General features: G+C 69.5%; 23 protein-coding genes. 8 read left to right on the forward strand and 15 right to left on the reverse strand.

Annotation, left to right across the window (positions count from 1 at the left end):
- On the forward strand, window positions 1-528 hold a 528-nt coding region (locus GHC57_RS12365), incomplete at its 5' end, for an integrase core domain-containing protein (protein WP_153344672.1).
- Between the two features lie 97 nt (window positions 529-625).
- Here the strand turns inward: GHC57_RS12365 and GHC57_RS12370 are convergent.
- Both GHC57_RS12370 and GHC57_RS12375 read right to left on the reverse strand, forming a co-directional pair.
- Entirely contained in the window at window positions 626-2,002 is a 1,377-nt protein-coding gene (locus GHC57_RS12370) for a glutamate--cysteine ligase (protein WP_153344674.1), read from the reverse strand.
- A 46-nt stretch (window positions 2,003-2,048) separates the two neighbouring features.
- Complete coding sequence (locus tag GHC57_RS12375) at window positions 2,049-2,894, reverse strand: 16S rRNA (uracil(1498)-N(3))-methyltransferase (RefSeq protein ID WP_153344676.1); 846 nt, start codon at window positions 2,892-2,894, stop codon at window positions 2,049-2,051.
- Window positions 2,895-3,109: 215 nt separating this feature from the next.
- On the opposite strand from GHC57_RS12375, the gene GHC57_RS12380 reads away from it, so the two are divergent.
- Window positions 3,110-3,670, forward strand: a complete 561-nt coding sequence (locus GHC57_RS12380) for a YbhB/YbcL family Raf kinase inhibitor-like protein (RefSeq protein WP_153344678.1) — start codon at window positions 3,110-3,112, stop codon at window positions 3,668-3,670.
- Between the two features lie 235 nt (window positions 3,671-3,905).
- Here the strand turns inward: GHC57_RS12380 and GHC57_RS12385 are convergent, their stop codons facing one another.
- The 5 genes from GHC57_RS12385 to GHC57_RS12405 all read right to left on the reverse strand — a co-directional run bounded on the left by GHC57_RS12385 (window position 3,906) and on the right by GHC57_RS12405 (window position 10,674).
- Window positions 3,906-4,175 carry a contact-dependent growth inhibition system immunity protein gene (locus GHC57_RS12385; protein WP_153344680.1) on the reverse strand — a complete coding sequence of 90 codons (270 nt, stop codon included), beginning with the start codon at window positions 4,173-4,175 and terminating at the stop codon, window positions 3,906-3,908.
- Window positions 4,176-4,214: 39 nt separating this feature from the next.
- Window positions 4,215-5,120 (reverse strand): RNase A-like domain-containing protein, encoded by a 906-nt coding sequence (locus GHC57_RS12390; RefSeq protein WP_153344682.1) that lies wholly within the window; start codon window positions 5,118-5,120, stop codon window positions 4,215-4,217.
- Window positions 5,121-5,458: 338 nt separating this feature from the next.
- Window positions 5,459-6,208 carry a bifunctional nicotinamidase/pyrazinamidase gene (gene pncA, locus GHC57_RS12395; RefSeq protein ID WP_153344684.1) on the reverse strand — a complete coding sequence of 250 codons (750 nt, stop codon included), beginning with the start codon at window positions 6,206-6,208 and terminating at the stop codon, window positions 5,459-5,461.
- A gap of 189 nt (window positions 6,209-6,397) precedes the next feature.
- Window positions 6,398-6,778, reverse strand: a complete 381-nt coding sequence (locus GHC57_RS12400) for an endonuclease domain-containing protein (protein WP_343031170.1) — start codon at window positions 6,776-6,778, stop codon at window positions 6,398-6,400.
- A 161-nt stretch (window positions 6,779-6,939) separates the two neighbouring features.
- Complete coding sequence (locus GHC57_RS12405) at window positions 6,940-10,674, reverse strand: vitamin B12-dependent ribonucleotide reductase (protein WP_153344686.1); 3,735 nt, start codon at window positions 10,672-10,674, stop codon at window positions 6,940-6,942.
- A 533-nt stretch (window positions 10,675-11,207) separates the two neighbouring features.
- On the opposite strand from GHC57_RS12405, the gene GHC57_RS12410 reads away from it, so the two are divergent.
- The gene (locus tag GHC57_RS12410) at window positions 11,208-12,308 is read left to right on the forward strand and encodes a hypothetical protein (RefSeq protein ID WP_153344688.1); all 1,101 of its coding nucleotides are present in this window, start codon (window positions 11,208-11,210) and stop codon (window positions 12,306-12,308) included.
- 225 nt (window positions 12,309-12,533) lie between these two features.
- Here GHC57_RS12410 and GHC57_RS12415 read toward each other — a convergent pair whose 3' ends face one another.
- From GHC57_RS12415 to lpxD, 3 genes are read right to left on the reverse strand one after another with little or no spacing between them, the layout of a single operon-like run.
- The gene (locus tag GHC57_RS12415) at window positions 12,534-13,754 is read right to left on the reverse strand and encodes a beta-ketoacyl-[acyl-carrier-protein] synthase family protein (protein ID WP_153344690.1); all 1,221 of its coding nucleotides are present in this window, start codon (window positions 13,752-13,754) and stop codon (window positions 12,534-12,536) included.
- A gap of 55 nt (window positions 13,755-13,809) precedes the next feature.
- Window positions 13,810-14,061 carry an acyl carrier protein gene (locus tag GHC57_RS12420; protein WP_153344691.1) on the reverse strand — a complete coding sequence of 84 codons (252 nt, stop codon included), beginning with the start codon at window positions 14,059-14,061 and terminating at the stop codon, window positions 13,810-13,812.
- A gap of 45 nt (window positions 14,062-14,106) precedes the next feature.
- The gene (gene lpxD, locus GHC57_RS12425; RefSeq protein WP_153344693.1) at window positions 14,107-15,210 is read right to left on the reverse strand and encodes a UDP-3-O-(3-hydroxymyristoyl)glucosamine N-acyltransferase; all 1,104 of its coding nucleotides are present in this window, start codon (window positions 15,208-15,210) and stop codon (window positions 14,107-14,109) included.
- Between the two features lie 678 nt (window positions 15,211-15,888).
- Here lpxD and GHC57_RS12430 point away from each other — a divergent pair.
- A complete protein-coding gene (locus GHC57_RS12430) occupies window positions 15,889-16,485 on the forward strand; it encodes an NnrU family protein (RefSeq protein ID WP_153344695.1) in 597 nt (198 codons plus the stop codon).
- Window positions 16,486-16,573: 88 nt separating this feature from the next.
- On the opposite strand, the gene GHC57_RS12435 is transcribed toward GHC57_RS12430, so the two are convergent.
- The 3 genes from GHC57_RS12435 to GHC57_RS12445 all read right to left on the reverse strand — a co-directional run bounded on the left by GHC57_RS12435 (window position 16,574) and on the right by GHC57_RS12445 (window position 21,017).
- The gene (locus GHC57_RS12435; RefSeq protein WP_153344697.1) at window positions 16,574-17,356 is read right to left on the reverse strand and encodes a 3-hydroxybutyrate dehydrogenase; all 783 of its coding nucleotides are present in this window, start codon (window positions 17,354-17,356) and stop codon (window positions 16,574-16,576) included.
- Between the two features lie 186 nt (window positions 17,357-17,542).
- On the reverse strand, window positions 17,543-18,190 hold the full coding sequence (locus GHC57_RS12440; protein ID WP_153344699.1) for a hypothetical protein: 648 nt from the start codon (window positions 18,188-18,190) through the stop codon (window positions 17,543-17,545).
- 409 nt (window positions 18,191-18,599) lie between these two features.
- Entirely contained in the window at window positions 18,600-21,017 is a 2,418-nt protein-coding gene (locus GHC57_RS12445) for an FtsK/SpoIIIE family DNA translocase (RefSeq protein WP_153344701.1), read from the reverse strand.
- Window positions 21,018-21,503: 486 nt separating this feature from the next.
- Here GHC57_RS12445 and GHC57_RS12450 point away from each other — a divergent pair, with 486 nt between their 5' ends.
- The 3 genes from GHC57_RS12450 to GHC57_RS12460 all read left to right on the forward strand — a co-directional run bounded on the left by GHC57_RS12450 (window position 21,504) and on the right by GHC57_RS12460 (window position 23,398).
- Window positions 21,504-22,046, forward strand: a complete 543-nt coding sequence (locus GHC57_RS12450; RefSeq protein ID WP_211369185.1) for an O-acetyl-ADP-ribose deacetylase — start codon at window positions 21,504-21,506, stop codon at window positions 22,044-22,046.
- 69 nt (window positions 22,047-22,115) lie between these two features.
- Window positions 22,116-22,985, forward strand: a complete 870-nt coding sequence (locus GHC57_RS12455) for a bile acid:sodium symporter family protein (RefSeq protein WP_153344703.1) — start codon at window positions 22,116-22,118, stop codon at window positions 22,983-22,985.
- 32 nt (window positions 22,986-23,017) lie between these two features.
- Window positions 23,018-23,398, forward strand: a complete 381-nt coding sequence (locus GHC57_RS12460; protein ID WP_153344705.1) for a GFA family protein — start codon at window positions 23,018-23,020, stop codon at window positions 23,396-23,398.
- Window positions 23,399-23,584: 186 nt separating this feature from the next.
- On the opposite strand, the gene GHC57_RS12465 is transcribed toward GHC57_RS12460, so the two are convergent.
- Window positions 23,585-24,214: a hypothetical protein gene (locus GHC57_RS12465; RefSeq protein ID WP_153344707.1), complete on the reverse strand. Its 630-nt coding sequence runs from the start codon at window positions 24,212-24,214 to the stop codon at window positions 23,585-23,587.
- A 36-nt stretch (window positions 24,215-24,250) separates the two neighbouring features.
- Window positions 24,251-24,466, reverse strand: coding sequence for a 50S ribosomal protein L31 (rpmE, locus tag GHC57_RS12470; protein WP_153344709.1), 216 nt, complete (start codon window positions 24,464-24,466; stop codon window positions 24,251-24,253).
- A 314-nt stretch (window positions 24,467-24,780) separates the two neighbouring features.
- Here rpmE and GHC57_RS12475 point away from each other — a divergent pair, with 314 nt between their 5' ends.
- The gene (locus tag GHC57_RS12475) at window positions 24,781-25,554 is read left to right on the forward strand and encodes a hypothetical protein (protein WP_153344711.1); all 774 of its coding nucleotides are present in this window, start codon (window positions 24,781-24,783) and stop codon (window positions 25,552-25,554) included.
- Window positions 25,555-25,583: the final 29 nt, after the last annotated feature.

The raw sequence follows: 25,583 nt of genomic DNA on the forward strand, positions 1-25,583 counted from the left end.
GAGTGGATCGAGCCTGGATGCCCGCAGCAGAACGGGCGCCATGAGCGCATGCACCGTACTCTGAAGGCAGAGACGGCACGCCCTCCGGCGGCGACGGTCGCCGACCAGCAGGTGCGCTTTGATCGGTTTCGGGCTTCGTTCAACGACGAACGGCCGCATGAAGCCTTGGGGCAGGTTCCTCCGGCAACGTTATGGCGTCCGTCGCCTCGGGTCTATCCAGACCACCTCCTGGAGCCCTGGTATGGCCCTGACCATGCGGTTCGGCGGGTTCGAAGCGACGGCTCGATCAAATGGGCCGGGGTGTTCGTCTTCGTCTCTGAAGCCCTGGTGGGTGAGCTGGTCGGGATCATGGAGACCGAAAGCGGCGACTGGATCGTGAAGTTCTTCGACATCAAGTTGGGTGTCATCATCAAGTTGGGTGTCATCGACCAAGCCAACCGAAAACTCCGACGCTTTGCGCCGCCCCGGCCGGGGCGGCGCAAAGCCGAACAAACACAGAACACCGTTACCCATGTTGCCGGTCAATAGTGTTACCCATGTTCCCGGTTGCTCACGGGTGGCCGCGACGGTCCAGCAACCACGAGACCCCGATTGTCCGTGATGACCCCGGAAAAAGAGGGTCACATCAATACGCGTACTCGACGAAGATGGGATCCACGCTGCCGTTCCAGCGGCCGTGGAAGGCCTCCAGGTGCTCTTCGGCGGGGCAGCGACCGGACTCGGCGATGGCGAACAGCACGTCGAGGAAGCAGGTCTCGTCGCGCCCCTGGCTGTTGATGCGCCCGCGCCGCGCCAAGCCGCGCCGGGCGATGTCCAGCACCTCCATGGCCACGTCGCCCAGGGTGCCGCCCCGGAACGGCGTGCCGAGCGCCCGCGCCGGCACCTGATCGCGCAGTGCGCTGATCTCGGCCACCGACCAGTCCTTGATGAGCTGCTCCACCTCGTCCAGCGCCTGCCCATCATACAGCAGCCCGACCCAGAATGCCGGCAGGGCGCATATGCGGCTCCAGGGGCCGCCATCGGCGCCGCGCATCTCCAGATAGGTCTTCAGCCGCACCTCGGGGAAGGCCGTGGTGACGTGGTCCGACCAGTCGCCGAGGGTGGGTTTTTCGCCCGGCAGGCCCGGCAGGCGGCCGGCCATGAAGTCGCGGAACGACTGCCCGGCGACGTCGATGTAGCGGCCGTCGCGGTAGACGAAGTACATGGGCACATCGAGCATGTAGTCCACGTAACGCTCGAAGCCCATGCCGTCCTCGAACACGAAGGCGGGGATGCCGCAGCGGTCGGGGTCGGTGTCGGTCCAGATGTGGCTGCGGTAGCTCAAAAAGCCGTTCGGCTTGCCCTCGGTGAACGGGCTGTTGGCCCACAGCGCGGTGGCCAGGGGCTGCAGGGCGATGGCGGCGCGGAACTTGCGCACCATGTCGGCCTCGCTGGAGAAATCCAGGTTCACCTGCACGGTGCAGGTGCGCAGCATCATGTCCAGGCCGAGCGCCCCCTTCAGCGGCATGTAGCGCTTCATCACCGCATAGCGGCCCTTGGGCATCCAGGGGATGGCGTCGCGCGGCCACTTGGGATTGAAGCCCAGTCCCATCAGGCCGATGCCCAGCTCGGCGCAGACGGCCTTCAGGTTCATGTGGTGCCGGGTGGTCTCGCCGCAGGTCTCCTGGATGGTCTCCAGCGGCGCGCCGGAGAGTTCGAGTTGCCCGCCCGGTTCCAGGGTGACGCTGCCGCCGGTGGGGCAGGTCAACGCGATCAGGTTGCCGGCCTCCTCCACCGGGGCCCAGCCGTAGGCCTTCAGGCGCTCCAGCAGGTCGCGGATGCCCGGCCCGTCCGGCCCGCCCTCGTAGGGCAGCGGACGCAGGTCGCGCAGGGTGAAGGCGAGCTTCTCGTGCTCGGTGCCGATGCGCCAGGCCTCGGGCGGTTTGCAGCCGGAGGCGAACCAGTCGATCAGGTCGGCCTTGCTCTCGACGGGACGGGCATTGGCTTTGGCGGGGGCGGACATGCGCGGGGAACTCCGGGAGCGGAACGGTCGGGCCGGGGCGGCCCGGTCAACGCCAGTCGCCGGCCACGGCCTGCCAGAGCGCGAGGCCGGCGATGGCGGCGGTCTCGGCGCGCAGGATGCGGGGCCCGAGGCGAACCGGCGTAACAAAGGGCAGTTGCGCCAGGGCGTCAAGTTCGGAGTCCGCCAGGCCGCCCTCGGGCCCCACCAGCAGCGCCGCCGGGGCCGTGGCGTCCGCCGCCGCCGCGAAGGCCGCCGTCGCCGGGACGGCGCGGCCATGCTCGGCCAGCACGAACAGCCGGCGCCCGGCCGGCCAGCCCTCGGCCACCCGGGGGAGCGGGATGGGATCCGCCACCTGGGGCACCGACAGGCGGCGGCACTGCTCGGCGGCCTCGACCGCATGGGCGCGCAGCCGGGTGGCGTTGACCCGCGCGGCCGTGGTGAAGCGCGTCATGACGGGCTGAAGGCGCGCCGCGCCCAGCTCGGTCGCCTTCTCCGCCAGCAGATCCACGGGGCCGCGCTTGAGGGGGGCGAACAGCAGCCAGGGAGCGGCGTCCGGATCCGCATCCGGCTGCGGGCGCAATTGGTCGGTGCAACGGGCCGTGGCGGCCGCCTTGGCCACGGCCTCCAGGCGCGCCAACCACTCGCCGTCGCGGCCGTTGAACAGCACGACCGCATCGCCGGGCCCGCGCCGCATGACGCTGCGCAGGTAGTGCGCCTGGGGCGCGTCCAGCGTCACCAGGGCGGCCGGGCCCAGATCGGCCTCGCCCACGAACAGGCGCGGGCCGTGACCGCAGGGCGGCGCGGGCGCCAGCGCATCCAGGGTGGCGGCCAGGTCGGCGCTTGGGTCGGGCGCGGCGGCGTCGGGGGACGGGGTCGGATCGTCTGTCGGCATGGGGTCCTGTGGACGTTCGGCGGTGTCGGGCGCGGAGTGTAGCAACGCCGGCCCAAGACGCGAAGGGGGCGCCGGTCATGCACAGGGTCGCACCGGAGCCCTGTCGAACGATTGAGAAAGGGGCTCGACGATGCGGGCCGGGACACCCACCATGGCCAGGGCGGGATGCGTCGCGATCCCGCCCGCCCCCCAAGACGAGCGAAAGGAGGCCCATCATGCGTGTGACCCCCGCCCTGCTCTGCGGGCTGGCCGGGGCGGCCCTGGTCGGGTTCGCCTCGGCCGCCGCCCAGGCGGAGATGACCCTGTCCTCGCCGGACATCTCCGAGGGCTCCGGCATCACCGACCCGCATGTGTTCGACGGCTTCGGCTGCTCGGGCGGCAACATGGCGCCGGCCCTGTCCTGGTCCGGCGCGCCCGAGGGCACCGAAAGCTACATCGTCACCGTGTTCGATCCGGACGCGCCGACCGGCTCCGGCTGGTGGCACTGGACCGTGTTCAACATCCCGGCCGATGTCACCAGCCTGCCCCAGGGTGCGGGCGACACCGCGCCGCTGCCCGAGGGCGCGGGCGAGGGCCGCACGGACTACGGCCCGACCGGCTACGGCGGCCCCTGCCCGCCCGAGGGGCACGGCCCGCACCGCTACATCTTCACGGTCTACGCCATGCCCGAAGCCACCCTGCCGCTGGACGAAACGTCGTCGGGGGCCCTGGTGGGCTTCTACGCCAACAACCAGGCCCTGGACAGCGCCAGCCTGACCGCGACCTACGAGCGGTAGACGGCCCGCCGGGACCGGCCCCTCCTGAACCGAGGACACCTTTCAGGTCGGGGGCTCGGGACATATGCCGGTCGGGATGGATCGTGGGGCGGATCGGGGGGAAGAGGAGGGTGAGGAGCGCTCCCGACCCCCTCGGTCCGGTCTTCGTCCGATTCGAAGGAGGCGATGTTGACTGCCCGGCAATCCGCCATCGCAAGGGCGCGATTTCTGATTGGGGGCTGATCTGCGCTTTGGGTTAACGAACCGCGACCAGCAGCGTGTCGATCTCCTCGAACAGGTCGGCGGCAGTCTCGTCCGGTGTCCCGAGCGCGATATCCCCGCCGTAGCGTCGGGTGTATTCGGCATCGGCATCTGCGCCGTAGTGCATGAGGAAGCGCGCCATCTCCTGGCGCAGGGGTTCGATCCGAGACGGATCGGTGCGGGCGAAGTCGGCCACAGCGGCCTCGAAGGATCCGTGGACCACGTCCAGATCCTGATTCAGATACGCGCCGAAAAGTTGGTCCATAAATATAAAGTCCACCTTGATGCAACCCCTGCGTTTGCTTTAAAATACATCCGGAAATGATGTTAAAATAAAATGCTGCATTCCGTTATACTCCTCTTTTTTAAGAACTATTCTTATTTTCGTCATTTCCAATACTTCTCCACCGTCTCTGTTAATTCCATACCCGACTTTGTTTCTGACATCAAAAAGGAATTTAGCTTGATCGCCAGGGCGCGCTCTTCTCGACCACTCCTGGATCTGTGGTTTGTTTGCCCTTAACCCCCTTGATATGGCGTCTTCAGCGATCTCCAGGGTTGAAAATGTTGAGACTCGTGATGGAGGCCTTCTGTAGCTGGCTGTCGCAGCGAGCCTTTGCCTTAGTTGCTGTTCCGTCAGCCCCACGTGACGCGCAATCGTATGACCGCCGCCAATAATGCCGTCTCGCGCTTCGTGCCGCGCCAGGGATATCCGCCCTGCCCTGACAGCTCCGACGCGCACGGCACCGGCGATAAGGGCGGGCCCCAAAGGCACCAGGATTTCGGCGGCCAAGCCAATATTTCGCGCTGTGCCTTGTGACGCGCCCAACAACTCCGCCGCACGGGCAGCGCCTTGATCTGTCAAGGACCGGATATCACGTCCGGTCCAAATCTGGCGAACTCCCGTCTGGCATTGGTCGGCAGCAGCGGCGCCAAGCACGCCCGCAAGAACTTTCGTCGAAAGCGTTGGTTCCGGAGCTATGGATAAGCCTATCGCTGCCGCGCCCTCCAAGGCGCAACCTAACATTCTTAGTCCGCCCATCAGGCGATTACTTAAGGATGTTCCTGCGTCTACGGTCTGGCCATCGAGTATGGCAGCCAATTGGATCGCTGAAACTGCGATCGTGAGTCCATCTTCCGTCAGGCCGTCGTCCGTGATCGGCGCCTCCGGCAGGATCGGGGGCGCAGACGGATCCTGTACCTCAGACATGACACCTCCGCACCACGGCTCACAACCACGGGTTCGGAGTCCAAGAATGGTGGCGAGCAATGCCGATGGCAATATCTATTTGTTGAAAAGATAATAACATGTTCGCAATTGGCGGTGCTTTGGATGTGTTCGACGCCCTGCAGTCCATGGTCGAGTTGGAAACGTGACCCATTTGCGACGCGTCGAGCAAGCCCCCCGACGGCGATGATGAGCGAACGGTTGGGTTTAAGGACGGTCGCCCCTATCAACAAATAGCAGTAGACCATGGGATGAGCCTCGCCGGTGGGGGTCGGAGTATCTCCCCCCCGTGCATCAGGCCAGGACCAGGGCGCCAAGGATCACGCGATGTCGGTGGACTGAATCCGCCGCACGCCGGCGGCCTCCATGGCCTCCCACGCGGCCGCGAGCGATCCGTTCAGGTCGATGGCGCGGCAGGCGTCCTCGATCACGGACACGGTCAGGCCGGCGTCGGCGGCATCCTGGGCCGTCCAGGCCACACAGAAGTCGGTGGCCAGCCCCACCACGTACACATCGGTCAGGTCGCGCTCTTTCAGATATCCGGCCAGTCCGGTCCGGGTTTCGCGGTCGGCTTCCATGAAGGCCGAATAGCTGTCGATCTCGGGGTGGAAGCCCTTGCGGATGACCAGTTGCGCGGCCGTGAGGTCCAGGCCCGGGGCCAGAGCGGCGTCCTCGGTCCCCTGCACGCAGTGATCCGGCCACAGCACCTGGGGGCCGTAGGACAGGTCGGTGGTCTCGAACGGGTCCTTGCCGGGATGACTGGAGGCGAAGGACGCATGACCCGGCGTATGCCAGTCCTGCGTCATCACCACATTCTGGAATCGGCCGGCCAGGGTGTTGATGAGGGGAATGATCTCGTCTCCCTGGGCAACCGGCAGCGTGCCGCCCGGCAGGAAGCAGGTCTGGACGTCCACCACCAGCAGCACCGCGTTGGCGCCAGGGGTGATGGAGCCTTGCGCCAGGGCGCGGAGGGGCCAGGACGACGCGCCGGCCAGCGTGCCGGCAGCGCCCACGGCGGCCAGACCGGAGAGGAAGGAACGACGGCTCTGCGCGGGGGGACGGGTCTGCATGGCGGGTCTCCGAATGGGGGCGGTCACGGAGGATCGATCATACGCCGTTCCGCGGGCTCCGCAATACGGATGATGGCCACCCATTAACACGCAAACGGAGAGCGGCGGGACAGGTCAAGGCCCGTCGCTGCCTTCATGAGGAACAGCCGTTCCCCTATCCAGGGGAGGAGGGTTGCGCGGGATAAGACCTCACGGGTCGGGCCTGTCGCCCATGACCGCGTCTTCGGCCGCGCTCAGGCGCAAGACCTCGGCATGGATACTGTTCACGACCGCATCGAGATTGCCGAGCACGTCATGGTTCCAGAACCGCAAGACCGTGAACCCTTGCCCCTTCAGCCATGCATCGCGTCTTTGGTCCCGCGCGGGTCTGACGGCGTGCTGTCCGCCGTCAACTTCCACGATCAACCGCACAGGGCGACAGGCAAAATCGGCGATGTAGGGACCGATCGGGTGTTGGCGCCGAAATCGAACGCCAAGCTGATCATGCCGAAGTCGGCGCCACAGGGCCTTTTCGGCGTCGGTCATCGCCTGCCGCAAGGCGCGGGCTCTTCTTATGGAAGTGACCGGCACCCTTCCGCGTCCTTTGCGGCATCAGCCACCCAGACCCCTCCCCCCTTCAGGGGGGAGGTTGGGAGGGGGGCATTGGTCCCGGCGCAAACGCGTGCGCGTTTCCGCATCAACCCCACCCCAACCCTCCCCTGTCCAGGGGAGGGGGCAGCGGTGCGCCGTCCTCACGAACACCCACTCGTCGCCCCGCAGGTGTCGCACTTCATGCAGGTGCCGTTGCGCACCAGGGTGAAGTTGCCGCACTCGCCGCAGCTATCGCCTTCATAGCCCTTCATGCGCGCCTCGCGGATGCGGGCCATGGTGGAGTCGCCCGACCCGCCGCCGGAGCCGCCCGCGGCGCTGCCGCCCGGCGCGTGGGCCATGGCCACGGTCTGGCCGACCGCGTGGCCGACCGCGTGGCCCACCGCGACGGCGGTCCCCCCGGCCTGAGCCCCCACCGCGCGGGCGGTGGTCTGGGCCTGCTGGGCCTGCCCGTGGCCGCGCCCGTGCAGGACGTAGAGGTTGGAGCGCACGTATCCGGCCGACACCTCGCGGGGCAGGGCGGGTTCCTCTTCCTCCTCGTCCCATTCCTCGGCGAAGTCGCCCTGATCGTTGCCGCTGCCCAGGGTGTCCACGCGCAGGTCATCCGGCACCACATGGGCCAGATCGTTGCGGCCCAGGTAGGAGATGGCGATCTCGCGGAACATGTAGTCCAGGATCGATGTGGTCATCTTGATGGCGCCGTTGCCCTCGACCATGCCGTTGGGCTCGAAGCGGGTGAAGGTGAAGGCCTCGACGAACTCTTCCAGCGGCACGCCGTACTGCAGGCCGATGGAAATCGCGATGGCGAAGTTGTTCATCAGCGACCGGAAGGCGGCCCCTTCCTTGTGCATGTCGATGAAGATTTCGCCCAGGCTGCCGTCCTCGTACTCGCCGGTGCGCAGATACACCTTGTGTCCGCCGATCACGGCCTTCTGGGTGTAGCCCTTGCGGCGGTCCGGCAGTCGGTGGCGCTGCAGGCGGTGCACCACGCGCTCGACCACCCGTTCGGCGACCACGGTGGTGCGCTCGGCGGCGGGCGCCTCGACCACGTCGTCGGCCAGCGCGCCGTCCTCGTCGTCCAGGATCTGGGCGTTGAGCGGCTGCGACAGCTTGGAGCCGTCGCGGTACAGCGCGTTCGCCTTCAGGCCCAGCTTCCACGATGTCCGGTAGGCCCGGTCGCAATCCTGGATGGACGCATCATTGGGCATGTTGATGGTCTTGGAGATGGCGCCCGAGATGAACGGCTGCGCCGCCGCCATCATCCTGATGTGCGCGTCCATCGACAGATAACGCTTGCCGATGCGGCCGCAGGCGTTGGCGCAGTCGAACACCGGCAGGTGCTCGTCCTTCAGGCCCGGCGCGCCCTCGACCGTCATGGCGCCGCACACGTGGGTGTTGGCGGCCTCCACGGCGGCGCGGGAGAAGCCCAGCGCGGCCAGCATGTCGAAGCCGGGGTCATTCATCTGCTCGGCCGACAGACCCAGCACGTGGGTGCAGAAGTCCTCGCCCAGGGTCCAGGCGTTGAAGGCGTAGCGGATGTCGAACGCGGTGCCGAGCGCGTCCTCCAGGCGGCGCAAGGCTTCGTCGTTGAAGCCCTTGGCGCGCAGCGCGGCGTGAGTCACCGCGCCCTCGCCCGCCGGCGCGCCCTCCAGGGTGCCGTGCCCGGTGGCGTAGCGGCCGATGCGCTCGATCTCCGGATCGGTGTAGCCCAGGGCGCGCAGCCCCTCGGGCACCATGCGGTTGATGATCTTGAAGTAGCCGCCGCCGGCCAGCTTCTTGTGCTTGACGATGGCGAAGTCGGGCTCGATGCCGGTGGTGTCGCAGTCCATCACCAGGCCGATGGTGCCCGTCGGCGCGATCACCGAGACCTGCGCGTTGCGGTAGCCGTGGGCCTGGCCCAGCTCCAGCGCGCGGTCCCAGGCGGCGGCGGCGGCCGTCACCAGATCCGGCTGCGGACAGTCGGCGTGGTCCAGCGGCACCGGGTTGACGGACAGGCCCTCGTAGCCGGTGGCCTCGCCCCGCGCCGCCCGGCGATGGTTGCGGATGACGCGCAGCATGGCGTCCGCGTTCTCATGGTGCTTGGCGAAGGCGCCCAGCTCCTCGGCCATCTCGGCGGAGGTGGCGTAGGAGACACCCGTCATCAGCGATGTGATCGCCCCGCACAGGGCGCGGCCGGCGTCGCTGTCATAGGGCAGGCCGCTGGCCATCAGCAGGCCGCCGACGTTGGCGTAGCCCAGGCCGAGGGTGCGGTAGTCGAACGAGCGTTCGGCGATCTCGCGGGCCGGGAACTGCGCCATCAGCACGGAGATTTCCAGCGCGATGGTCCACAGCCGGGTGGCGTGGGTGAAGCCGTCCACGTCGAAGGCGCCGTCGGCGCGACGGAACTGCATCAGGTTCAGGGACGCCAGATTGCACGCCGTGTCGTCGAGGAACATGTACTCCGAGCACGGGTTCGAGGCGTTGATGCGGCCGCCCTCGGGGCAGGTGTGCCACTCGTTGATCGTGGTGTCGAACTGCAGGCCCGGGTCCGCGCAGGACCACGCGGCCTCGCAGATGGAGTCCCACAGGTCGCGCGCCTTCATCGTCCGGGCGGTCTTGCCGGACAGGCGGTGTTTCAGGGCCCAGTCGCCGTCGCGCTCGACCTCTTCCAGGAAGTCGTTGGTCACGCGCACGGTGTTGTTGGAGTTCTGGCCGGCCACGGTCTGATAGGCCGCCGAATCCCAGTCGGTGTCATAGGTCTCGAAGTCGATGCTGGCCCAGCCCTGGCGCGCATACTGGATGGCGCGTTGGATCGAGTTTTCCGGCACCAGCGCCTTGCGGGCGGCGACCACGGCCGTCTTGAGCGCCTTGTTGATCTTGGGGTCCAGACGGTCGGGGGCATCGGCGGCGCCGTCCCACTGGCGGCAGGCGGCCAGGATGGCGTTCAGGTGCAGCGACAGCGTCTTGGAGCCGGTCACGAGCGCCGCGACCTTCTGCTCCTCCTTCACCTTCCACTGAATGAAGGTCTCGATGTCCGGGTGGTCCACGTCGCAGATCACCATCTTGGCGGCGCGCCGCGTGGTGCCGCCCGACTTGATGGCGCCGGCGGCGCGGTCGCCGATCTTCAGGAAGCTCATCAGGCCGGAGGAGCGGCCGCCGCCGGACAGGGGCTCGCCCTCGGCGCGCAGCGACGAGAAGTTGGTGCCGGTGCCGGAGCCGTACTTGAACAGGCGCGCCTCGCGGACCCACAGGTCCATGATGCCGCCCTCGTTCACCAGATCGTCGCTGACGGACTGGATGAAGCAGGCGTGCGGCTGCGGATGCTCATAGGCGCTGTTGGACGCGACCATCTCGCCGGTCTTGTAGTCCACGTAGAAATGCCCCTGCGACGGGCCGTCGATGCCGTAGGCCCAATGAAGGCCGGTGTTGAACCACTGCGGGCTGTTCGGCGCGCCCATCTGGGTGCACAGCATGTGGCGCATTTCGTCGAAGTAGGCGCGGGCGTCGGTCTCCGAATCGAAGTAGCCGCCCTTCCAGCCCCAATAGGTCCAGGTGCCGGCCAGCCGGTCGAACACCTGCCGGGCGCTGGTCTCGCTTCCGGTGCGCTCGGTCTCTGGCAGGGCCGCCATCGCCTCGGTGTCCGCCTCGTGCCGCCACAGCCACGCCGGCACATCGTCCTCGCGCACGGGGGTGAGCGCCTTGGGCACGCCGGCCTTGCGGAAGTACTTCTGGGCCAGCACATCGCAGGCCACCTGCGACCACGCGGCCGGGACCTCGATATCCGCCTGCCGGAACACGATCGAGCCGTCCGGATTGCGGATCTCGCTCGCCGTATGCCGGAAGGCGATGGCGCTGTAGGGGTCCTGGCCCTCGGTCGTGAAATGGCGGTCGATGCGCATGGCTCGCGTTCCCCTGTTGTCGTGGCCGGCGCGGCGGCCCGCGTGGCTGAATGAGCGGCGTCTGGCGGCGCGACCGGGTCCCGTGCATCGCGCAGGATGCGGCCCGGTCCGGCAGGCTCTCCGACGGGGTGACATGCAAGTGTCACACAGGATATTGTGTCCCCGTCGGCCAGTGACCCCAACAGTATGCGGAGCCCTGGCCAAAGGCAATAGATATTGTATCCACAGGGGTGTGGATAACTAGATATGGTGCATGTGCGAAAGAAACGGCATCCGCGCCGCGCCGGCGAACAGGCCGGGGCGGGGCGAGTCGGGCAGCGCCGGACAGGGGGGCGCGATCCACGCCCAGGCCAGAACGGTACACTCTTAACGGTATGGATTCAACGTTTTAGGGCAGTTTCTTAAGATGCGCCCCGTCCCCTCCGGCGTCCCGCTTCAAGCCTGACCCCCTCCCGGACTCCCCGACCCCTGGCCTCGGACCCAGGCGGCATGCCATAGGAAGCGCCGCCCCCGTCCCCTGATCCGGTCCCGCCATGCCCGCCGCCACGCCCCGCCTGTATGTCGCCATCACGCCCCACGGCTATGGGCACCTGTCCATGACGGGTGCGGTTCTGGATGCGCTGCGGGCGCGCCGCCCCGACGTCGCCGTGACCGTGGAAACCACCCTGCCCGACTCGGTGGTGCGGGCCCGCGTGCCGGCCGACGCGACCCTGGTGGCCGAGACCGAGGACTTCGGGCTGGTCATGCGGGACGCCACCATCTTCGACGCGGCCGCCAGCGCGGCCCGGTACCGCGCGCTTCATGCCGACTGGGACGGCGTGGTGGACCGGGCGGCGCGGCGGATGGCCGCGCAGGCCCCCGACGCGGTGCTCAGCAACGTGGGATACGTGGCCCTGGCGGCGGCGGCGCGGTTGGGGATCCCGGCGGTGGCGCTCGGCCCCTTCACCTGGGCGCACATCGTCCGCGCCCACTGCGCCCTGGGTCCCGACGCCCCCGTCCTCCTGGAGACCATGACCCGCGCCTATGCGAGTGCCCGCGCGGTGCTGGCCGCCACGCCGGGCCTGCCCCTGGACGACCTGCCCAATGCGCGGCCCATCGGCCCGGTGGGACAGCCGGTCCCGGCCCGCCCGGATGCCCTGCGCCGCGAGCTGGGCGTGGGACCGGAGACGCGGCTGGCCGTCGTCACGTTCGGCGGCGTGGCGTCCGGGATCAGCCTGGAGTCCTGGCCCCGGGAGTCGGGCTGGCTCTGGCTGGTGCGCGGCGGCGTCGCGCCGGACCACCCCGACGCCCGCGACATGGCGGCCCTGCCGCACTGGTCGTTCCCGGAGATCGTCGCCGCCAGCGATGCCGTGGTGACCAAGCTGGGCTACGGCATGGCGATGGAATGCGGCCTGAATCAGCGGCCCACGGTGTATTGGCCGCGCGCGGACGGCTGGATCGAGGAACCATACCTGCGCGACTGGCTGGCCCGGCACGCCCCGCTGGCGGCGGTGCCGCCCGAGCGCCTGCGGACCGGCGTCATCCTGGAGGATCTTGAGGCCGTCACCCGCCGACCGCCGCCAGGGCCGCCGCCGCGCGCGACGGGGGCCGACGAGGCGGCGGCGGTCCTGGACGACATCCTGTCCGGCGGGTGATCCACAGTTCAGGTGGCCTGCGAAGCGCCGCACCTCCCCTGGCAAGGTTCGACGGTTCACACATCTCAACGCTTGGCACGGGACAGTATTGTGCCGGACGGGGCTTGCAGCCCCGTCTGGACCGTTTTTCTTGCGAAAGGATTGAACTGGGTCCGGGCGGGAGTGCAACTCCCGCCCGGCAACGGTCAGGGCATGCCGTCCGGAACGCGGTGCGGGCGGGCGCGCCTAGCCCTCGGCGCGGCGGATGGCGAGCACGGCGTTCAGCCCCCCGAACGCGAAGCTGTTCGAGACCACCGTGCGCACATCCATGGCGCGGCCGGTGCCGGTCACCACGTCCAGCGGGCATTCGGGGTCCAGCTCGGTCAGGTTCAGGGTCGGCGGCACGAAGCCGTCCTGCGCCGCCACGATGGCCGCCACCAGTTCCAGCCCGCCGGCGGCCCCCAGACCATGGCCGTGGAACGACTTGGTGGACGAGACCGCCAGGCGGTCCGCCGCGTCGCCGAACACGGCGCGGATCACCTTGGCCTCGGTGGCGTCGTTGGCGGTGGTCGCGGTGCCGTGGGCGTTGATGTGGTCCACGTCGGCGGCCGTCAGGCCGGCGTCGTCCAGGCAGGCCTGGACGGCGCGCGAGGCGCCCTCGACCGACGGGAACGTGATGTCCCCCGCGTCGGCGGACATGCCGAAGCCGATCATCTCGGCCAGGATGGGCGCCCCCCGCGCCACCGCGTCGTCCCAGCGTTCCAGCACGAACACGCCGGCCCCCTCGCCGACCACCATGCCGGTGCGGTCCTTGCTGAACGGGCGGCAGGTGTCGCGGGAGACCACGCGCAGCGCCTCCCACGCCTTCAGGTTGCCGAAGTTCACCAGGGCGTCCGTGCCGCCCACCACGGCGCGGTCGGCGACGCCGCCGCGCACCATGTGGAAGCCCAGGCCGATGGCGTGGTTGGCGGTGGCGCACGCGCTGGTCACGGCGAACGACGGGCCGGTGATGCCGTGGGCCATGGTCACCTGGCTGCACGCGGCGTTGCCCATGTAGCGCGGCACGGTGAACGGGTTCACCCGGTGCTTACCGTCGCGGTAGAGGCGAACGAAGCCCTCCTGCAGGGTGGCGATGCCGGCCCCGCCGGTGCCGATGATGCAGGCCGTGCGCTGGCCCATCGCCGGGTCGGCGCGGAAGTCCAGGCCGGCCATGCCGATGGCCTCGTCGGCGGCGGCCATGGCGAACTGCGAGAACGGGTCCAGCAGCGCCAGCCGGTCCCTGCCGAAGCGGGCCTCGGCATCGAAGTCCCGCACCTGCCCCACCACGGTGATGCCCTTGGGCACCTCGTCCAGGCCCTGGGCCGGGGCGAGGCCGCCGGTGGTGTCGTGCAGGGCGCGACGGAAGGTTTCGATGTCGTTTCCGATGGCGGAGACGACACCCATGCCGGTGATGGCGACGCGGGTCATGCGGCGGGGATCCCGTGGAAGAGGAGACGAACGACGAGCCGGCGGCGGGGCCGGCTCACTGCTGCTTGGCGATCTCGGCCGCGACGGCGTCGATGATGTCGCCCAGCGTTTCGAAGTCCGCGTCCATGGTGTTGGCGTTGTAGGGGACTTCGATATCGAACTCCTCCTCGACCGCGAACACGATTTCCACGAAGTCGAGCGACGAAATTTCCAGGTCGCTGATGCGGGCCTCGCGGCTCAGCCGGTCGTGCGTCAGCTCCGTCTTGTCCACGACGATGTCGAAGATCTTCTGTTCCAGATCACTCATGGTCCTGATCCGCCTCGTTTCCGGCTCTTGATTGCGCCCCTGGTCTCACCCGTGCGACGGCCCGCCGTCCCGGCGCAGGGCCTTCATGTCGGCCTTCAGCGCCTTGACGTCGCGGAACAGCCCCTTCAGGCGCCCCGTCAGCATGTAGGCCTCGAAGGCCCGTTCCCGCTCCACCGCGGGGGTGCCGTAGTACACGGCGCGCCCCTTCAGCGAGTTGCCCACGCCGCTGCCGGCGGCCACCACGGCGTCGTCGCCGATGGTGACGTGGTCGGCGACACCGACCCGTCCGGCCAGCACCACCCGGTCGCCGATGACGGCGCTGCCGGCGATGCCCACCTGACCGCAGATCATGCAGTGGGACCCCACCTGGACGTTATGCCCGATCAGCACGAGGTCGTCGATCTTCGTGTGGTCACCGACGCGGGTATCGCTGAGCGTGCCCCGGTCCAGACAGGCGTTGGCGCCGATCTCCACGTGGTCGCCCAGGGTGACGGCGGCCAGCGAGTGGATGCGGACGAGGCCGGTGTTGGTGGCCTCGACCCGGCCGCTTTCCTTGGCGCTCTCGACGCTGCCCTTCTCGGGCGTGACGAAGCTGAAGCCGTCGGCGGCCAGACTGGCGTTGTGGTGGAGGATAACGTCGGACCCGATGGTGCAGCCCGATCCGATGCGCACCCCGGCATGGAGCAGCCCGCGAGGGCCGATCCTGACCCCGGCGCCGATGGTGACGTGGGCGCCGATCACGGTGCCCTCGCCGATCTCCGCGCCGGCCGCGATGACCGCGAAGGGACCGACGGCGACATCCGCGCCCAACACCGCGCCGTCCTCGATCACGGCGGTGGGGTGGATCCCCGGACCCACCGGCGGCGGTCCGGCGAAGGCGGCCGTCAGCCCGGCCATGGCGAGCCGGGGTCGGCCCACGGCCAGGACGGCGTCTACCGCGCCCTCGGGCACCCGGTCCACGGCGTCGGCGGCCACCACCGCCACCCGCGCCCGGCAGTCGGCCAGCAGCGGCAGCAGGTCCGGGTCCATCGCCACGGCGATATCGTCGGCGGCGCGGGCCTCGCGGGGGTGGCAGGGGCGCACGGCGGGTCGGGTGCCGTCCCCGTGCAGGGTGGCGTTCAGAAGGGCGGCCAGTTCGGCGGCGGTCATCAATACGATCCGGATGGCAAGACAGGTGGGGGAATGCGGAGGAAACCATAGAGACTCGCGCGGCGGAGGGCAACGCCGGTCGAGACTTGGGCAGGGCAACGGGTTCAGGTTAACATGACGGCCTGTTCCGAGCTGTCGGAGCGGGCCTCTCGAGATCCCTGGTCTCGCTTCGCTCACTCGGGATGACGCACTGAAATTATAGGATGTCATCCTGAAGCCGCGAAGCGGCTGAAGGATCTCGAGCGCAGGTCTCCCACCCCCTGCAAAGACCTGGAAGAGCGATCCCGTTAACCTGAGCCCGCCGCCCTGGAGACTTGGGCAGGGCTCCGAACCCAAATGACAGGGGTGTCATGGTTCGTGCCCCATCACGAGATCCTTCGCGCCCTTCGGACGCTCAGGATGACAAACACCACTCATGGTGCATCATCCTGAGGGAGCTCCCGCGACCATCGGTCCGATGGTCGCGCTGCTTTGCGGCGACGCGACGCGTCGCCGGGGGCGACCGAAGGACCTCGCGAGGCGGGTTAAACCCCATCCGTGTCACAGAACGGTCATCCGGAGTCGGAGCCCTGGGGACTTGGGTCACGCACCGGAAGCGATTGAGCCCGAGGGGCCAATGGCCCTACACTCCCGGCGCCGTTTCGGCGCCCTGCCTTCCCGCATGACTGGATTGGACCCATGACGCTTCTGGCCATCGGCATTCTGCTCTTTCTGCTGACGCACCTCATCCCCACCATGCCCGTGCTGCGGAATCGCATCGCGAACGGCATGGGAGCAATGACCTACAAGGCCGTGTTCTCGCTGGTCTCGGTGGCCGGCGTGGCGCTCATCATCTACGGCTTCGGTCAGGCGCCGCACGTGCCGGGCTACGACATGCCGGCCTGGGGCGTCTATCTGCCGCTGATCGCCATGCCGCTGTCGTTCATCCTGGTGATCGCCGCCTACGTGCCGTGCAACATCAAGCGGGTGACGCGCCACCCGATGACCCTCGGCATTCTGCTGTGGGCGGGCTCGCATCTGGTGGCGAGTCCCTATGCCGCCTCCGGCCTGCTGTTCGGCAGCTTCGCCCTGTATGCGGCGTTCAATCTGGTCGGGCAGGTGGCCCGCCCGCAGCCGACGCGCCCCGATCCGCAGCCCCGCGCGCGGGACTACACCGTGGTGGCGATCGGCCTGGGCGTGACGGTGGTCATGATCCTGGCGCACCACATCCTGTTCGGCGTCAGCGCCATGCCCTACGTCTTCGGCGAGGCGGGTCAGGTGACCCTGCCGAACTGATCCCGGACGCGGGGGCGGGTGAGTTTGACTCACCCGCCCAACGGCACCGGCCCGCGCCACCAACGGTCATCGTCAGATGCCGGTGGGATCACCAGACCGTGAAGGCCCCATCCATGGGGAAGGCCGCGCCCGTGGTGGTGTCGGCCGCCTCGCTGGCCAGGAACACGGCCAGTTCGCCCAGTTGCTCCGGCGTCACGAACCGCTCGGTCGGCTGACGCTCGCCCAGCAGCTTGCGGGTGGCGTCGTCCATGGGCATGCCCTCGGCCTCGGCGCGGGCCTCGATCTGCTTGACCACCAGCGGCGTCTTGACCCAGCCCGGGCAGATGGCGTTGGCCGTGATGTGCTGCTTGGCGTTTTCCAGCGCCGTGACCTTGGTCAGCCCCACCAGACCGTGCTTGGCGGCGATGTAGGCCGCCTTGAACGGACTGCCCACCAGCCCGTGGGCCGAGGCGATGTTGATGATCCGGCCCCAGTCGCGCTGCTGCATCCCGGGCAGGGCGGCGCGCGTGGTGTGGAAGCAGGCCGACAGGTTGATGGCGATCACCGCGTCCCACTTCTCGGGCGGGAAGTCCTCGATGCGGTCGGTGTGCTGGATGCCGGCGTTGTTGACCAGGATGTCCACCTTGCCGAGCGCCTCCTCGGCCTTTTTCACCAGACCGACGGCCTCGTCCGGGTTGGACAGGTCGGCGTGAAGGAACACGGCGCGCACACCGAAATCGCTCTCCAGACCGGCGCGGAGGGCCTCGATCTCGTCGGCGTCGCCGAATCCGTTCATCACGATATCGGCGCCGTTCTTCGCCATGGCGCGGGCGATGCCCAGGCCGATGCCGCTGGTGGAGCCGGTGACCAGGGCGGTCTTGCCGTTCAGCATGGGGAGGGTCCTCCGTATCCGGTTAGTGGTCCGCCCCAGAGTTGGCCCCTTCCGCCCGCGATCCGCAAGGGGCGTGTGGCGCAGCCGCTCGCCCGAGGCGGGGGCATCCCCTGCCTTTGGCGGCTTGCGCCTGCGGCGCGAAGCCGCCCTACGGCGCGCTAGACGCCGACCCGAGGTCCGCGCCCGCTAGCCCGCGCCGCAGGCGGCCGCGAGATCCCGCAGCCCGGACAGAATGGTGTCCGCGTCCACCTGGGATTCGGGCGTGGTGATCTCCAATGTCACCGAGGGTTCTACCTTCTGGTATCCGCCGGCCGGTCCATTTTCGGCGAAGAGCCGAAACATGTTGCCGGCAATCATGCTCAGTCTTTGCGCATCGTAGCGCATCTGGGGCACATGCCCGGAAAACTCGTTGAAGGTGGCCGTGTGGCCGCGTTTCATCTGGAACCGGGCCCCTCCGTACCCGGAGGTGACGGAGTCCAGGTTCGCCAGATCGACGGTGATGATGGTGTTCAGGTTGCGGGTCAGGTCCTGGCTGTTGGCGCTGAAGCGGCCGATGAAGAGTCGGCATTGGTCCGAAAGGAACTCCGAGTCCACAACGATCGGAAGGCCGTTCGGCGGGGAATACACCGACCGCAGGGCGTTTTGCAGGGTCAGATAGATGTCGTCGCGGGACAGGGCCGGCGACGGTTCTGTGGTCGCGGACCCGCGCCCGAATGCGTCATCGTAACAGGCAAGACGAGCGATATCGTTTTCGATCGACCTGCAGTCTTCCTGCGCATGGGCCGCACCGACCAGACCACCCCAGACAAGCACCGAGACCAAGAGGATCCGCATGGGCCATCCTTTCGTGCAGGTGATGGATCGGGAAAGAGACCTGAGACTTGAAGTCAAGTGGAACCCGATTCCATTTGCCCGTCAACGGTCTTCCGCTCAAGGGTCAGGGCAACGAACGCAGGTGATCATGACGGCGCGTTCCGCGCCGTCAGAGCACGCCTTTCGAGATCCCTCGTCTCGCTTCGCTCGCTCGGGATGACGAAATAAAATTATTGGATGTCATCCTGAGGGAGCCCCCGCGACCATCGTTCCGATGGTCGCACGCCTTTGCGGCGACGCGACGCGTCGCCGGGGGCGACCGAAGGACCTCGTGAGGCGGGGTCGACCCCATCAGTGTCACAGAACGGCAATCCGGGTTCGGAGCCCTGCGCTCAGGGGTCGGCCCGGAGCCCGCAGGGTGGCCTCCGCCTCAGGACGCGGCGGCGACCGGCGGCAGCAGCACCTCGCGCTTGCCGGTGGCGTTGGCGCGGCTGACCATGCCGTCCTTTTCCATGCGCTCGATGATGCGGGCGGCGCGGTTGTAGCCGATCTGCAGGTGCCGCTGCACGAAGCTGGTGGAGGCCTTGCGCTCGCGCGCCACCAGGTCCACGGCCTTGTCGAACAGCGGATCCGCGGCGGCGGCCGCGCTGGCCCCGGCGTCGGCGCCTTCGTCCTCCTCGTCGTCCACGGTGACGGACTCGATGTAGGCCGGGGCGGCCAGCCCGCGCAGATGATCGCAGACGCGCTCCACCTCCTCGTCAGAGACGAACGGCCCGTGCACGCGGGTGATGCGCCCGCCGGCGGCCATGTAGAGCATGTCGCCCTGGCCGAGAAGCTGCTCGGCGCCCTGTTCGCCCAGCACGGTGCGGCTGTCGATCTTGCTGGTCACCTGGAAGCTGATGCGGGTGGGGAAGTTGGCCTTGATGGTGCCGGTGATGACGTCCACCGACGGCCGCTGCGTGGCCATGATGAGGTGCAGGCCGGCGGCGCGCGCCATCTGGGCCAGACGCTGGATGGCGGATTCCACGTCCTTGCCGGCGACCAGCATCAGGTCGGCCATCTCGTCCACCACGATCACGATGTGCGGCAGCGGCTGCAGGTCCATCTCCTGTTGCTCGTAGACCGGCTCGCCGGTCTCCGGGTCGAACCCGGTCTGCACCGTGCGGGTGACGGGGCCGCCGTCGGCCAGCGCCTTTTCGACCTTCTGATTGAAGCCGTGGATGTTGCGCACGCCGAGCTGGCTCATGGCGCGGTAGCGGTTCTCCATCTCCTTGACCGCCCACTTCAGCGCCACCACGGCCTTGCCCGGGTCGGTGACCACCGGGGTCAGCAGGTGCGGAATGTCGTCGTAGGCCGACAGCTCCAGCATCTTGGGGTCGATCAGGATCAGGCGGCAGCGCTCCGGCGGCAGGCGGTACAGCAGCGACAGGATCATGGCGTTGACCGCCACCGACTTGCCCGAGCCCGTGGTGCCCGCGATCAGCATGTGCGGCATGCGCGCCAGATCCACGAAGATGGGGCCGCCGCCGATGTCCCGGCCCAGGGCCAGGGTCAGGGTCAGGTCGCCGCCGGCGAAGGCCTCGGCGGCCAGCATCTCGCGCAGGTTCACGCCCTGGCGGCGGGCGTTGGGCAGTTCGATGCCGATGACGCTCTTGCCCGGGATGACCGCGATGCGCACCGACACCGCGCTCATGGCGCGGGCGATGTCGTCGGCCAGCCCGATGACGCGGGCGGTCTTGATGCCGGGGGCGGGCTCCAGCTCGTACAGGGTCACGACCGGGCCGGGGCGAACGCGCACGATCTCGCCCTTGATGCCGAAGTCGCCCAGCACGCCCTCCAGCAGGCGGGCGTTGTTGGCCAGGGCCTCTTCGTTGATGCGGCGCTGCTGGTCGGTGGTGCGCGGCGGCGTGAGCAGGTCCAGCGGCGGCAGCACGGCGGCCGTGCCGTCGGCGTCCGGGAACAGGGTGCCTTGCCGGGCGCGCAGGGTCTCGCGGGCGACCTGGGCGGGCGGCAGCTTGGCCGGGGCCTCGACCACGGCGCGGCGGGTGGCGCGCGCGGCGCGCGGGGCGGCGGGGGCCTCGGCCGCGGGCTCCGCCTCGGGCGTGTCGGCGGCCGGGCCGAATCCGGGCTCCACGCGCTCGATCGGGGCGAGGCGGCGGCTCAGGCGGTCGGCGCCGTGCACCGCACGGACAAGGCCGCCCGCCAGGATCAGGCCGACCGCGCGGGTCTGGCGCACGGTCGCGGTCAGGCCCTGGCGCAGCGCCTGCGCATGGCGCCAGCGCAGCCCCAGGCCGACGACCACCAGCCAGCCGGCCAGCACGCCGGCCACCGCCCCGGGCACCAGATCCCAGGCGCCCCGGGGCGCAATGGCCGCCAGCAGGTGCAGGCTCCAGGCATCGAGGATGGTCCCCGTCACGCCGCCCGGGCCGGCCGAGGCGGGCCACGCGGCGGCGGGCGTCAGCGCGGTCAGCGCGAGCGCGACCAGGGGCAGCGCCGCCAGCACGGCCAGCGGCGGCCCGGCGCGCGGGCGCAGCGGCTCGCCGTGCATCAGACGCAGGCTCAGCACGCCCAGGGCCAGGGGCGGCAGCAGGCCGGCCAGCCCCAGCGTCTGCCACACCAGGTCGGCCAGCAGGGCCCCCGGCACCCCCATCATGTTGAGCGGCTGCGCGGCGGTGGCCACGTTCCAGGAGGGATCGGCCCCGTGATAGGTCAGCAGCGCGGCCAGCAGCGCCCCGGTCACGAACAGCCCCGCGAGCCCCGCCGACCGCCGCGTCAGACGCGCCAGACCCATCGCGGCATCGGGGGGCAGAAAGGGCATCCGCTGCACGGCGGCGGTGCTCCGGCTCATCGCTGACTCCCCGCGTCTGCCGGCCCCGCCGGTCCGGCGTCCTTGTCATGAACCAAGCGGCGGACGCATCCGACCCGTCCGCCAAACTGGATCCGCCCGCATCCCCACCCGGTCACGGACGTCAACGGACACTGTCGCATGCCGTTGGAACAAAATCTATGTGTGGCAGGTGTTTACAAGGCGCTATTTTATCTATGTATGAAGGATAGCCAGGATACCCGCCCCAAGCAAGAGGGGAATTGCCACGTCGGCGCCCGGCCGCGCTTGGACGGCCGCGCCATCCCCGCTATGGTGGCCGGCCACGGATGTCAACGGTCGTCGTCCGATGCCGTTGGCTTGAACCTTCGGCGGCGCCGGCCCGCTCCCCCACCCGGCCACCCATAGGATACTGGCGTTGGGTGGCCGGGTGGGGGAGAGGGCCGGCCACGGACGTCAACGGGCATCGCCCGATGCCGTTGAGACATGACACAACGCAAGGGAGGGGGCATGGACCCGGCGATTCTGGACCGGATGGAGGTGGTCGAGGGCGACATCACCGCCGAGACGACCGATGCCATCGTGAATGCCGCCAACGAGACCCTGCTGGGCGGGGGCGGCGTGGACGGCGCCATTCACCGCGCCGCCGGACCGGAACTGCTGGAGGCCTGCCGCGCGCTCGGCGGCTGCATGCCGGGCCACGCCAAAGTCACCGGCGGGTTCGAGCTGGCGGCCCGCTGGGTGGTGCATACCGTCGGCCCGGTGTACGACGCCCTGGACCCGGACGACGCCGACCGGCTGCTGGGGGCCTGCTACGTCAATTCTCTCCGCGCCGCCGCCGAGGCGGGCGCGCGCTCCGTGGCCTTTCCGGCGATCTCCACCGGCGCCTACGGCTATCCGCAGGACCGGGCCGCCCGGGTCGCGATCCTGTCCGTGGCCCGCGCGCTGGAGACGGATGACCGCATCGAGCGGGTCCGCTTCGTCTGCTTCGATCCGGAGTCCGCCCACTGGCTCCGATCCGCCTGGGAGGCGCTGCACACCCTGTCGTCCTGACCGGAGTTCGCCCGGCGCGCCCGGTCTCTCCCCCTGTGTTCCCCGCCAGAAAGGCAAGGCGTCCGACCGATGATCAATACCCTGCTGCCGATTGGCCTGGCCTTCATCATGCTGTCCATCGGCCTCGGGCTGCGCGTGGCCGACTTTACCCGTGTCTTCCGCCAGCCGCTGGCGCTGGGCGCGGGGCTGGCCAACCAGCTCGTGCTGCTGCCGCTGGTGGCGGCGGGGCTGGTCGCCGTCTACAGCGGCGAGCCCGTGTTCGCGCTCGGCATCATGGCGCTGGCCGCCTGCCCGGGCGGCATCACGTCGAACCTGCTGACCGTGCTGGGCGGCGGCACGGCGGCGCTGTCGATCTCCATGACGGCGATCTCCAGTCTGGTGGGTATCGTCAGCGTGCCCCTGATCCTGGGGCTGAGCCAGGGCCTGCTGCTGGGCGAGGCCGAGGCGGTTCACGTCCCCCTGGGCCAGATCCTGGGTGGGGTGTTCGGGGTGACCGGGGTGCCGATCGCCCTGGGCATGCTGCTGAACCGCGTCGCCCCGCGCTTCAGCGAGGCCGTGCGGCCCGCCGCGCGGGGGCTCGCCACGGGCATTTTCGCCCTGATCGTCATCGGGGCCTTCGTCGGCCAGCGCGAAACCATGGCGGCCCATGTCGCGGACCTGGGCCCCTATGTGCTGGCGCTGAACCTGGGCACCATGGCGCTGGGCCTGCTGACGGCGCGGCTGCTGCGGCTGGATCTGGCGGATACGGTGGCGATCTCCATGGAAGCGGGCCTGCAGAACGTGGCCCTGGCGATCTTCATCGCCACCACCCTGCTGGGCCTGCCGGAAATGGTGGTGCCCGCGATCCTGTACGCGCTGATGATGAACCTGTCGGCGGCCGCCCTGATCGCCTGGGCCCGCGCCCGCGCGCGCCAGACGGCGGCCCGCACGGCCGGGTGATCGTCCCGGCGCGCGGCCTGGAGACCGTCACGATGGACCACGTCACCGGGGGCTGTCTGTGCGGCGCGGTCCGGCTCACGGCCGTCGGCCCGCCGAACAGCGTCGGCCTGTGTCACTGCCTGGACTGCCGTAAGCACCACGGGGCGCTGTTCTACGCCGCCGCGATGTACCCGCCGGACGCGGTGACCATCGAGGGCGAGACGCGCGACTACAACGGGCGGTGCTTCTGCCCGATCTGCGGGTCGTCGGTCTTCGCCCACGGCGGCGGCGAAATCGAGGTGCACCTGGGCGCCCTGGACGCGCCCGACCCGTTCAAGGCGACCTACGAACTGTGGACCATCCGCCGCGAATCCTGGCTGCCGCCGTTTCCGCTCGCGCAGCGTTTCGACCGGGATCGGGAGCCCGAGGACTGAGCCCGGCCGATGATTGGTTGTGACTCGGCCGACCCGGGGCCACTGCGGAGAACTGGTACCGGAGAGTCGTTGTTTTTTCGCCGCAGCGCCCCTTCGGGGCGCGCGGCTCCGCGGCTTCGCCGCGCCGGCGCGGTCGCGCCGGCCGGCCGACACAAAGATCAACCTTTGTGTCGGCCGGTGTGACGCTCACGGGCACGGATACGCCGCGCTGTCGGGCACGCAGACGACGGCGGTGGCCAGACGGTCGATGGCGGCGCGCTGCTGCTCGGCCGTGAGCGCGGGGCCCTGGTCCGGGTCGAAGGGGTCCGTGCGCCAGGCGCGCTGCACCAGATAGACGCCCTCCACCCCGCGCATGGCCTTGAAGAACGCGGTCTCGCCCAGCCCGGAGTCGCGGTTGGTGCCGCAGGCCAGGGTCCAGAAGCCGGTGTCCAGCCCGTTGGTCTCGCCGGTCTGAAGCCCGCCGCCCCGCACCGCGTCGCAGGCGGCCTCGTAGCGCGCGCGGGCACGCGCATGCAGGGCCTCCAGCGCGGGCGGCTCGGGCGTCTTGAGGACCTGCACGGTGACCATGTCGCGCCAGTCCGCGCCGCTCTGGTCCGGCGGCACCAGATGCACCACCCCGCTGCGGGGGCGGTCATCGCGGAACACCTCGACCCAGCCCGGCGGCGGGTCGAAATCCAGGGTCTCGCGCCCGCCGGCCGGCAGCGGCTCCGCCGTCGGCGAGTCCATCGTCTGGGCAAACGCCAGCGACCGCCCCGGCATGGTCTCCGGGGCGGCCAACAGGGCGCAGGTCAGGGCGAGCAGGCGGACGGGGCGCATGAGCGGGCGCCGGTCCGGCGGCGGACGCCGCCCGGCCTACTTGATGCCGAAGCCGGCGAAGCGCTTGTTGAACTTCGCCACCTGGCCGCCGGTATCAACCAGGCGCTGCACGCCGGTCCAGGCCGGGTGGCTCTTCGGGTCGATGTCCAGCTTGATGCTGCCGCCGTGGTAGGTCGAGCGGGTGGTGAACTCGGTCCCGTCGGTCATCACGACGGTCAGTTCCTTGTATTCGGGATGGATATCGGCTTTCATGGTGCGGTCTCCTGCGCGAGAAGGCGCTCTTATATCGACCCGGCCGGCCCGGTGCAAGGGCCGGGGCGGTCGCGTGTTCGCCGCCCCCGAAACAGTCGGTTCCGCGCCCGTGTCGATCACGATTTGTGTGCGGCGTCGTTGTTGCGGCGGGCGGACCATCCTATAGTTCAGATGGGTGGGGGCTTCAGCACCGTCGGACCGCCAGGGCGCGTCCGGACGGTCGGCCACCGGATGGCGGACCCATGACGACACACACGCGATTCAGGCGGCGTTTCAGGCCCGTTTCCTCGGGAGCGGCGCTCGCGACTCTTTTGGTGGCGCTGGCCGTGGCCCTGCCGGCGCGGGCCGAGGAGTCGGCCCCGGATCCGGCGCTTTCGGGCGGCCTGCGGCTGGTCACCGGCTTCGACTCGGGCACGGCCACCGAACCCGGAGCGGTCCGGGCGCCCTGCCTGGGACTCGGCGCCGGCGAAAGCCCGCTGATCGGCTGCCTCAGTCGGGGCGGCGGGCTGGACCGCGCCACCGACTCCGCCCCCCGTCATGCCCCCCGTCCTGCCTTGGGCCTGAGCTTCGGCCATGAGGGCTGGCTGAGCCTGGGCGCCGGTCTCGCCATCGAGGCGGACCCCCGCCCCGCCGGCAGCGGACTGGGTGTGTCCAGCGCCACCCTCAGGTCCGGCACCGGGACCTATCTGGGCACCGAGCGCATCGTCGGCAGCCTGTCCGCCTTCGTCGATCTGAACGCGGCCACGGGCCTGCGGATCAAGGGCCTGCGGCCGTATCTGGGCGCCGATGTCTCGGTGGGTCACGTGAACACGCCCGCCAGCCTGCGCCGCGACGAGGCCGGCCGCGCCGTCGCCGTGAGCCCCATGAGCGGCACCGGGATGACCTGGGGGGCCACCGCCGGATCGGATGTGACCCTGGGCGGCGGGCTCAGCCTGGGCTTCGCCTATCGCTACACCGGCCAGCAGGCCAACGGCCCGCTGGACCACGGCGCGGCCCTGGGCCTGGGCGCCGCCGGCGGCGGGGCCTCGGGAGACGAGGCGTCCACCGGCGACCACGGCATGGCCATCGGCCTGCGCCTGCAGTTCTGATCCGCAGCCCGCCCGAACTGAAGCGACCG

Source organism: Roseospira navarrensis (assembly GCF_009601025.1).
In the GTDB taxonomy this organism is placed as follows: domain Bacteria; phylum Pseudomonadota; class Alphaproteobacteria; order Rhodospirillales; family Rhodospirillaceae; genus Rhodospira; species Rhodospira navarrensis.

Excerpts from the sequence above, each read along its gene's own strand:
- GHC57_RS12370 (WP_153344674.1), bottom strand. The coding sequence starts at position 2,002 with ATGTCCGCCCCCGCCAAAGCCAATGCCCGTCCCGTCGAGAGCAAGGCC.
- GHC57_RS12375 (WP_153344676.1), bottom strand. The coding sequence starts at position 2,894 with ATGCCGACAGACGATCCGACCCCGTCCCCCGACGCCGCCGCGCCCGAC.
- GHC57_RS12380 (WP_153344678.1), top strand. The coding sequence starts at position 3,110 with ATGCGTGTGACCCCCGCCCTGCTCTGCGGGCTGGCCGGGGCGGCCCTG.
- GHC57_RS12385 (WP_153344680.1), bottom strand. The coding sequence starts at position 4,175 with ATGGACCAACTTTTCGGCGCGTATCTGAATCAGGATCTGGACGTGGTC.
- GHC57_RS12390 (WP_153344682.1), bottom strand. The coding sequence starts at position 5,120 with ATGTCTGAGGTACAGGATCCGTCTGCGCCCCCGATCCTGCCGGAGGCG.
- pncA (WP_153344684.1), bottom strand. The coding sequence starts at position 6,208 with ATGCAGACCCGTCCCCCCGCGCAGAGCCGTCGTTCCTTCCTCTCCGGT.
- GHC57_RS12405 (WP_153344686.1), bottom strand. The coding sequence starts at position 10,674 with ATGCGCATCGACCGCCATTTCACGACCGAGGGCCAGGACCCCTACAGC.
- GHC57_RS12410 (WP_153344688.1), top strand. The coding sequence starts at position 11,208 with ATGCCCGCCGCCACGCCCCGCCTGTATGTCGCCATCACGCCCCACGGC.
- GHC57_RS12415 (WP_153344690.1), bottom strand. The coding sequence starts at position 13,754 with ATGACCCGCGTCGCCATCACCGGCATGGGTGTCGTCTCCGCCATCGGA.
- GHC57_RS12420 (WP_153344691.1), bottom strand. The coding sequence starts at position 14,061 with ATGAGTGATCTGGAACAGAAGATCTTCGACATCGTCGTGGACAAGACG.
- lpxD (WP_153344693.1), bottom strand. The coding sequence starts at position 15,210 with ATGACCGCCGCCGAACTGGCCGCCCTTCTGAACGCCACCCTGCACGGG.
- GHC57_RS12430 (WP_153344695.1), top strand. The coding sequence starts at position 15,889 with ATGACGCTTCTGGCCATCGGCATTCTGCTCTTTCTGCTGACGCACCTC.
- GHC57_RS12435 (WP_153344697.1), bottom strand. The coding sequence starts at position 17,356 with ATGCTGAACGGCAAGACCGCCCTGGTCACCGGCTCCACCAGCGGCATC.
- GHC57_RS12440 (WP_153344699.1), bottom strand. The coding sequence starts at position 18,190 with ATGCGGATCCTCTTGGTCTCGGTGCTTGTCTGGGGTGGTCTGGTCGGT.
- GHC57_RS12445 (WP_153344701.1), bottom strand. The coding sequence starts at position 21,017 with ATGAGCCGGAGCACCGCCGCCGTGCAGCGGATGCCCTTTCTGCCCCCC.
- GHC57_RS12450 (WP_211369185.1), top strand. The coding sequence starts at position 21,504 with ATGGACCCGGCGATTCTGGACCGGATGGAGGTGGTCGAGGGCGACATC.
- GHC57_RS12455 (WP_153344703.1), top strand. The coding sequence starts at position 22,116 with ATGATCAATACCCTGCTGCCGATTGGCCTGGCCTTCATCATGCTGTCC.
- GHC57_RS12460 (WP_153344705.1), top strand. The coding sequence starts at position 23,018 with ATGGACCACGTCACCGGGGGCTGTCTGTGCGGCGCGGTCCGGCTCACG.
- GHC57_RS12465 (WP_153344707.1), bottom strand. The coding sequence starts at position 24,214 with ATGCGCCCCGTCCGCCTGCTCGCCCTGACCTGCGCCCTGTTGGCCGCC.
- rpmE (WP_153344709.1), bottom strand. The coding sequence starts at position 24,466 with ATGAAAGCCGATATCCATCCCGAATACAAGGAACTGACCGTCGTGATG.